The 8,134-nt window shown below is 74.6% G+C and carries 7 protein-coding genes; 3 read left to right on the forward strand and 4 right to left on the reverse strand.

Going from position 1 to position 8,134, the window contains the following annotated elements:
- From DLJ47_RS31000 to DLJ47_RS31015, 4 genes are all read right to left on the reverse strand, one after another.
- Positions 1 to 1,025 (reverse strand): aldo/keto reductase (locus DLJ47_RS31000; RefSeq protein ID WP_109905346.1); only part of this gene is annotated, 1,025 nt, incomplete at its 3' end.
- 81 nt (positions 1,026 to 1,106) lie between these two features.
- Positions 1,107 to 2,189: a septation protein SepH gene (gene sepH, locus DLJ47_RS31005; RefSeq protein WP_109905348.1), complete on the reverse strand. Its 1,083-nt coding sequence runs from the start codon at positions 2,187 to 2,189 to the stop codon at positions 1,107 to 1,109.
- 189 nt (positions 2,190 to 2,378) lie between these two features.
- Positions 2,379 to 3,506, reverse strand: a complete 1,128-nt coding sequence (serC, locus tag DLJ47_RS31010) for a phosphoserine transaminase (RefSeq protein ID WP_109905359.1) — start codon at positions 3,504 to 3,506, stop codon at positions 2,379 to 2,381.
- 377 nt (positions 3,507 to 3,883) lie between these two features.
- Complete coding sequence (locus tag DLJ47_RS31015) at positions 3,884 to 4,990, reverse strand: citrate synthase 2 (protein WP_109905350.1); 1,107 nt, start codon at positions 4,988 to 4,990, stop codon at positions 3,884 to 3,886.
- Between the two features lie 284 nt (positions 4,991 to 5,274).
- On the opposite strand from DLJ47_RS31015, the gene pdxH reads away from it, so the two are divergent.
- From pdxH to DLJ47_RS31030, 3 genes are all read left to right on the forward strand, one after another.
- Positions 5,275 to 5,904, forward strand: coding sequence for a pyridoxamine 5'-phosphate oxidase (pdxH, locus tag DLJ47_RS31020; protein WP_199236080.1), 630 nt, complete (start codon positions 5,275 to 5,277; stop codon positions 5,902 to 5,904).
- Entirely contained in the window at positions 5,901 to 7,205 is a 1,305-nt protein-coding gene (locus DLJ47_RS31025) for an MFS transporter (protein WP_109905355.1), read from the forward strand. The genes pdxH and DLJ47_RS31025 overlap by 4 nt, the downstream gene beginning before the upstream one ends.
- A gap of 18 nt (positions 7,206 to 7,223) precedes the next feature.
- The coding region (locus DLJ47_RS31030; RefSeq protein WP_109905357.1) for an aldose 1-epimerase family protein at positions 7,224 to 8,134 on the forward strand (911 nt) is incomplete at its 3' end.

Raw genomic sequence — 8,134 nt, forward strand, 5'->3', positions numbered from 1 at the left:
CCCTGAACCGCCTCGACGAACTCTTCCCCCCGCTCGGCAACGGCGGCCCAGGCTTCGGGGCCGGGGCCGCCGTTGCCGAGCGGGGGGAAGAGTTCGTCGAGGCGGTTCAGGGTGGGCTCGTCGAGGCGGACGTCGAGCGCGCCGAGCGAGCGGTCGAGCTGCTCCACGGTGCGCGGGCCGATGATCGGGGCGGTCACCCCGGGCCGGGAGAGCAGCCAGCCCAGCGCCACGTCGGCCGGGTCGTGGCCCAGGTCGGCGCAGAGCTTCTCGTACGCCTCGATGGTCGGCCGGTGCGCGGCCAGCGCCTCGGCCGAGCGGCCGCTGGTGCCCCGCGCCGCGCCGCCCTCGGCCATCTTGCGGAGCAGCCCGGCGAGCAGCCCGCCGTGCAGCGGCGACCACGGGATGATGCCGAGGCCGTGGTGCTGGGCGGCCGGCACCACCTCCAGCTCGACGTGCCGGGTCAGCAGGTTGTAGATGCACTGCTCGGAGACGAGGCCGAGGAAGTTGCGCTTCCCGGCCGCCTCCTGCGCCACCGAGATGTGCCAACCGGCGAAGTTGGACGATCCGACGTAGAGCACCTTGCCCTGCGCGACCAGCGTCTCCATCGCCTGCCAGATCTCCTCCCACGGCGTGGTCCGGGAGATGTGGTGCATCTGGTAGAGGTCGATGGTGTCGGTCTGCAGCCGGCGCAGCGAGCCCTCACAGGCCCGGATGATGTGCCGGGCGGACAGCCCCCGCTCGTTGGGCCAGTCGCCCATCTTGCCGTAGACCTTGGTGGCCAGCACGACCTTCTCCCGCCGACCGCCGCCCTGGGCGAACCAGCGCCCGATGATCTGCTCGGTGATCCCCTCGCCGGTCTGCCAGCCGTAGACGTTGGCGGTGTCGAAGAAGTTGATCCCGTGGTCGAGCGCCCGATCCATGATCGCGAAGCTGTCCGGCTCGCTGGTCTGCGGCCCGAAGTTCATCGTGCCGAGGCAGAGGCGGCTGACGGACAGGCCGGTGCGGCCGAGGTTCGTGTAGTCCATACGCCCCACCCTGCCACGGGGGCACTTCGAGTGCCTCGCGTCGGCCCCGACGACCGGGTGGCCGCCGGAGCCGAGCGCGGGTCAGGAGGACTCGCGGGCCGCCGGGCCGCTGCCGAAGAGCACGTCGTCCCAGCTCGGCAGGCGCTTGCGTGGCTTGCCACCGGCCTCGGTGGACTCGCCGCCGGCGGCCGCCGCGGCACCCGTGCGACGGGGCCGGAGCACCGCCAGCGACGGCACGGCCGGCACCTCCTTCGGCGCGTCCGAGTCGTCGTCGAAGGCCGAACCCTGGCCGCCGCCGAGCAGCGCCGCGGCACCCCCGCCGACCGCCCGCTGCCGGGGCGCTTCCGAACCGGCCAGCGCGGCCGGGGAGCGCGGGTCGAGCCCGCGACCGGAGGACGCGCCGAGCGGCCGGTCGAGCGAGGCGAGCAGGGCGTCCCGCCCGGCCCGGATCGGGTCCCGCCCGGGGCGGGCGTGCTCGGCCGGCGTCGGCAGGCCGTGCCCACCGCGGCTCGGCTCGCCGCGCGACGGACCGGGCAGCGCGTGCCCGCCCCGCTCCGGCGCCGGCTCCTGGCCGAGGATCGGCGTCGGACGCTCGGCGCAGAGGTACTGCGCCATGTCGTCGTGCGGGGTGACCGCCTGCCGGGTCTTGTCGAGGTCCCAGACGGCCTGCGCGGTGGCCTTGCCCGACGGCCAGGTGGCGACGATCCGCCAGGTGCCGTCGTCGCGCCGCCAGGCGTCCCAGGAGATCTTCTCGGTGTCGATGCCGTGCTGGGCCAGCCGGCCGTTGACCACCTCGGCCAGCGGGGTCGGCTTCTCGGCGCCCTTGAGCCGGGTGCGCCGGGCGTGCTGGGCGAGCATCGCGCGCTCCTGCAGCACCGGGCCGGCGTAGCGCAGCACCCGGTCGACCGGCACGCCGGCGATCCGGGCGACGTCCTCGGCGGACTCGCCGGAGCGGATCCGGGCCTGGATGTCGCGCGGGGACAGGGACGGTGCCGGGTCGGCGGCAGCGGCCGGCGCCACCGTGAGCGGCGGCGCGCCGGGCTCGGCGTGCAGCACGCCGGCGACGCGCTCGTCGATGGGCAGGGCGAGCAGTCGCCCGACCTCGTCGGCGAGCACCAGGGCCTGGCCGTCCTCGGAGAGGGCGACGAAGCGTACTGGGCGCATTAGCGTTGCCTCCGTCCCGCTTCGCTGGCCGCACGCCACGAGTCGGCCACCCGGGCGTCTCGCACCACGGTACGCGGTTCCGTGCCGGGGTGGGGGATGCGACACCCCGCATGTCGCGGATGAGCAGGGGCGATGATCACAGTCGGTGGCCGCCACCCGGGGTGACGACCACCGACTGTGAAGGACGCGCTAGAGCCGCTCGACCACGTAGTCGATGGACGCGGTCAGCGCCTCCACGTCGGCCGGCTCCACGGCCGGGAAGAGCGCCACCCGCAGCTGGTTGCGGCCCAGCTTGCGGTAGGGCTCGGTGTCCACGATGCCGTTGGCGCGCAGCGCCTTGGCGATCGCGGTGGCGTCCACCCCGTCGGCGAAGTCGATGGTGGCGACCACGTTGGACCGCAGCGCCGGGTCGGACACGTACGGGGTGGCCACCGCGGAACGCTCGGCCCAGCCGTAGACGATGGCGGCGCTCTCCGCGGTGCGCTTGGCCGCCCAGGCCAGCCCGCCCTGCGAGTTCATCCAGTCGGTCTGCTCGGCGGCCAGGAAGATGGTGGCCAGCGCCGGGGTGTTGTACGTCTGCTCCAGCCGCGAGTTGTCGATCGCGGTGACCAGGTCGAGGAAGGCCGGGATGTAGCGGCCCGACGACTTGATCTCGGCGGCCCGCTCCAGCGCGGCCGGGGACATCAGCGCCAGCCAGAGGCCGCCGTCCGAGCCGAAGCACTTCTGCGGGGCGAAGTAGTAGACGTCGGTCTCGCCGACGTTGACCTCCAGCCCGCCGGCGCCGGAGGTGGCGTCGACCAGCAGCAGCGAGCCCTCGTCCGCCCCGGGCACCCGGGAGATCGGCACCGCGACGCCGGTCGAGGTCTCGTTGTGCGGGGTGGCGTAGACGTCCACGCCGGCCTCCGCGACCAGGGTGGGCGCGCTGCCCGCCGCCGACTTGCGGATGGTCGGCTCGCCGAGGAACGGCGCGTCGGAGACCGACTTCGCGAACTTGGCGCCGAACTCGCCGAAGCTGGCGAACTGCGCCCGGTCGCGGATCAGGCCGAATGCCGCGACCTCCCAGAACGCGGTGGTGCCGCCGTTGCCGAGGACCACCTCGTAGCCCTCGGGCAGGGCGAAGAACTCGGCGATGCCGCGGCGCAGCCGGGCCACCTGGTCGCGGACCGTCTTCTGCCGGTGGGAGGTGCCCAGGTAGCTGGTCGCCACGTCGGCGAGTGCGGACACCGCCGCTGGACGGACCTTGGACGGCCCGCAGCCGAACCGCCCGTCGGCGGGCTTGATCTCGTCGGGAATCCGGATGGTCGGTGCGTCAGCCACGGTCTTCAAGATCCTTCCGCATGGGCCGGGGCCCGGTGAGCTGGCGGGGCACGGACCGGCGGCGGCGTGTGGGCACACGGCGGCCGGGCTCCGAGCCTGGTCCGGCGGCACTGCCGAGCCCTCATCCTCCCATCCCGGGCCGGCCGCCGGCCGGTCGGTCCCAGCTCAGCGGCTGAGTCCTGCACCACACACCCGGGAGCTTCGGGTGCAGCCGTTGCTGCTCCGGCGACCACGGCTGCGCCCGAAGCGGCGGGGACGGGCGCCAGCGCTGCCGGAGCGGCCGCCGGAGCGGGCGGGAAGGGCGGCCGGGTCGGGCGGGAGACGCGCGGGGCCCCGTCCGGCATCGGACGGGGCCCCGGGGGTACGCGGTAGGTCGGTCAGACGCCGTGCGGGACGGCGTCCCAGCCGTCGACCTCCTGCGGCTTGCGGCTGCCGGGCCCGACGTACCGGGCGGACGGGCGGACCAGCCGCTGGAGCTTCTTCTGCTCCAGGATGTGCGCGCTCCAGCCGCCCATCCGGGCGCAGGTGAACATCGAGGTGAACATGTGCGCCGGCACCTCGGCGAAGTCGAGCACCACGGCCGACCAGAACTCGACGTTGGTGGCGAGCACCCGGTCCGGGCGGCGGGCCTGGAGCTCGGCCAGCGCGGCCTTCTCCAGCGCCTCGGCCACCTCGAAGCGCGGCGCGCCCAGCTCCTTGGCGGTGCGGCGGAGCACCCGGGCGCGCGGGTCCTCGGCCCGGTAGACCCGGTGGCCGAAGCCCATCAGCCGCTCGCCGCGGTCGAGCACGCCCCGGACGTAGCCCTCGGCGTCACCGCTGCGCTCGACCGCCTCCAGCATGCTGAGCACCCGGGACGGTGCGCCACCGTGCAGCGGGCCGGAGAGCGCGCCGATGCCGGAGGAGATGCAGGCCGCGGCGTCCGCGCCGGTGGAGGCGACGATCCGGGCGGTGAAGGTGGAGGCGTTCAGGCCGTGCTCGGCGGCCGAGATGAAGTACGCGTCGACGGCCTTGACGTGCCGTGGGTCGGGCTCACCCCGCCAGCGCTTCATGAAGCGCTCGACGATGGTGGAGGCCTTGTCGATCTCCTTCTGCGGCACGGCCGGCAGACCCAGGCCGCGGGCGGACTGGGCGACGAAGGAGAGCGCGGTCACCGAGACCCGGGCGAGGTCCTCACGGGCCTGCTCGTCGGAGATGTCCAGCAGCTGGTTGAGCCCCCAGTACGGGGCCAGCATCGCCACCGCGGACTGCACGTCGACGCGGATGTCGCCGGAGTGCACCGGCACCGGGAACGGCTCGGCCGGCGGCAGGCCGGGGCCGAACCGCCCGTCCACCAGCAGCGCCCAGACGTTGCCGAAGGAGACCTGGCCGATGAGATCCTCGATGTCCACCCCGCGATAGCGCAGGGCGCCACCCTCACGGTCGGGTTCGGCGATCTCGGTCTCGAAGGCTACGACGCCTTCCAGCCCGGGTTTGAAATCGGCCATGTCGCTCTCCTGGATCTGGTCGTCGCGCCCGGGCGGGCTCTCCTCCGGCCCAGCCGGCCGAGCGCCTCAGGCGACCCCTCAGGGATGTGTTCGTGACATCTTGCCTGCTGGGTAACCGGCTCCGCGACCCGCGGCGGATGTGCCGCACGCGACATCCCCCGCCGCACGAGGCCCGGACGGACCAGGAAGACAATGTGACGTGGGTTGGCCTGCGCCGGGTGGTGCCGGCAGGCGCCACCGGGAGGGGAGAGAACGTGACGGGCGACACAGTGCCCCCGGCCGACATGCGTAACGAGTACGACGGCGACCTGGGCCTTTCCGAGTCCGAGCTGGCCGGCGACTGGCACACCCAGTTCGACCGCTGGTTCGCCGACGCGGTGGCCGCCGGGCTGCCCGAGCCGAACGCGATGGTGGTCGGCACCGCGGACCCGGCCGGCCGGCCGAGCGCCCGGACGGTGCTGCTCAAGGGGTACGACCCGGACGGTTTCGTCTTCTTCACCAACTACGGCTCCCGCAAGGGCGTCGAGCTGACCGGCAACCCGTACGCCAGCCTGGTCTTCCCCTGGTTCGCCATGCACCGCCAGGTGGTGGTCGCCGGCCCGGTGGAGCGGATCGACCGGGCCGAGACCGAGGCCTACTTCGCCAGCCGGCCGCGCGGCTCCCAACTGGGCGCCTGGGCCAGCGAGCAGTCCCGGGTGATCCCGGACCGGGCCGCGCTGGACGCCGGCTACCGGGCGGCGGCGGAGCGCTTCGCCGACGTCGACCCGATCCCCGCCCCGCCGCACTGGGGCGGGCTGCGGGTGCGGCCCGAGTCGGTGGAGTTCTGGCAGGGCCGGGCCAGCCGGCTGCACGACCGGCTGCGGTTCCGGCGCACCGACACCGGCGCCTGGGCCGTGGAGCGGCTGGCACCGTGACCCAGCTCAAGGGGCCGCGGCCGGGCCGGCTGCGGCGATTCGCGATCGACCTGCGCCCGCTCGCCGTGCCCGCGTACCGGCGGATCTGGCTCGGCAACGGCATCGCGATGTTCGGCATGCAGTTCACCGCCGTCGCGGTGCCGGTGGAGATGTACGAGCTGACCCGCGACTCGCTCTGGGTCGGGCTGATCGGCATCGCGGCGTTCGTACCGCTGCTGGTCTTCGGGCTCTGGGGCGGCGCGGTGGCCGACGCCCGCGACCGGCGCAGCGTGCTGCTGGTCACCTCGGTGCTGCTCTGGGTCTCGACGCTCGGCCTGCTGGCCCAGGCCCTGCTGCGGGTCGGCAGCCCGGGGCTGCTGCTCGCGCTGATCGCCGTGCAGTCGATCGCGTTCGCGATCAGCTCGCCCACCCGGAACGCGATCCTGCCCCGGTTGGTGCCGCTGGAGCTGGTGCCGGCGGCCAGCACACTGAACTTCACCACCTTCACCGCGACCGCCGTGTTCGGCCCGCTGGCCGCCGGTCTGATCTTCGCCACCTGGCAGGACCCGGGGGTGGGGCTGCCGATCGCGTACGGGGTGGACGCCCTGCTCTTCACCGTCTCGCTCTGGGCCACCCTGCGGCTGCCCGCGCTGCCGCCCGAGCCGGACCCGGACGGCGACGGCGCCCCGCGCAAGGCCGGGCTGGCCAGCATCGTGGACGGGCTGCGTTACCTCTCCACCACCCCGGTGCTGCTGCTCTCGTTCGCCATCGACCTGATCGCCATGGTGCTGGCGATGCCCCGGGCGCTCTTCCCGGAGATCGCCGACGAACGGTTCGGCGGCGGGGCGGCGGTGGGCTGGCTCTACAGCTCGATCGCGATCGGGGCGATGGTCGGCGGGCTCACCTCCGGCTGGATCGGCCGGTTGCGCCGGCAGGGGCTGGCGCTGGTGGTCGCGGTGGTCGGCTGGGGGCTGGCGGTGGCGGCGGCCGGGCTGGCCGGCCAGCTCTGGCTGATGGTCGTGCTGCTCGCGGTGGCCGGCGCGGCCGACCTGGTCAGCGCGGTGCTGCGGCAGTCGATGCTGCTGGTCTACGCGCCGGACCGGATGCGCGGCCGGCTCCAGGGCGTGAACACCGTGGTCATCGCCGGTGGTCCGCGGCTGGGTGACCTGCGGGCCGGCGCGATGGCCGCCGGGCTGGGCGGCGGGGTCGCCTGGGTCAGCGGCGGGCTGCTCTCCGCCGCGCTCGCGGTGCTGCTCGCGGTGGCCTTCCCGGCGCTGCTGCGCTACCGCGCGGCGACCGCGTCGAGCGGGGACCGGACCTGAACGGTTAGGGTCCCCCGCATGGACAGCCCCGACCGGCGCCCGCTCTCGGGCGCGCAGTGGACCATCGCCGCCGCCGGGCACGAGGCGGTCGTCGTGGAGGTGGGCGGCGGGGTGCGGGCGTACCGGCACGACGGCGTCGACTACCTCGACGGGTACGCCGAGGACGAGCTCTGCCCGGGCTGCGCCGGCCAGGTGCTGGCGCCCTGGCCGAACCGGATCCGGGACGGGCGGTACGCCTTCGGCGACCGGTCGTTGCAGCTGACGCTGACCGAGCCGGAGCGCGGGGTGGCCATCCACGGACTGGTCAACTGGGTGCCCTGGCAGCTGCTGGAGCACTCCGCCGACGCGGTGACGCTCGGCTACGACCTGCCGGCGCAACCCGGCTACCCGTGGCCGCTGCGGCTGCGCAGCCGGTGGAGCGTCGGGCCGGACGGGCTGCGGGCCGAGCACGAGGTGACCAACACCGGCGGTGAGGCGGCGCCGTTCGGCTTCGCCGTGCACCCGTACCTGCGGCTGCCCGGGGTGGCGGTGGACGACCTGGCGATGCTGCTGCCGGCCCGCAGCCGGCTGCTGCTGGATTCCCGGCTGCTGCCGATCGGGGCCACCCCGGTCGCCGGCACCGAGTACGACTGGACCAGCCGCCGCCGGATCGGCGCCGCCCGGCTCGACCTGACCTTCGGTGACGTGGCCCGGGACGACGACGGCGGCTCCGCGGTGAGCCTGGCCGCACCGGACGGCTCGGCCGGGGTGCGGATCTGGGCCGACCGGGAGTTCGGCTGGTGGCAGGTGTTCACCGGCGACACCCTCACCGGGGAACGGCACCGCCGTTCGGTGGCGATCGAACCGATGACCTGCCCGCCGGACGCGTTCCGCTCCGGCCGGGACGTGATGACCCTGGCGCCGGGCGGGACCTGGCGGGGCGCCTGGGG

Origin of the sequence: Micromonospora sp. S4605 (assembly GCF_003176715.1) — a bacterium.
Classification (GTDB): domain Bacteria; phylum Actinomycetota; class Actinomycetes; order Mycobacteriales; family Micromonosporaceae; genus Micromonospora; species Micromonospora echinaurantiaca.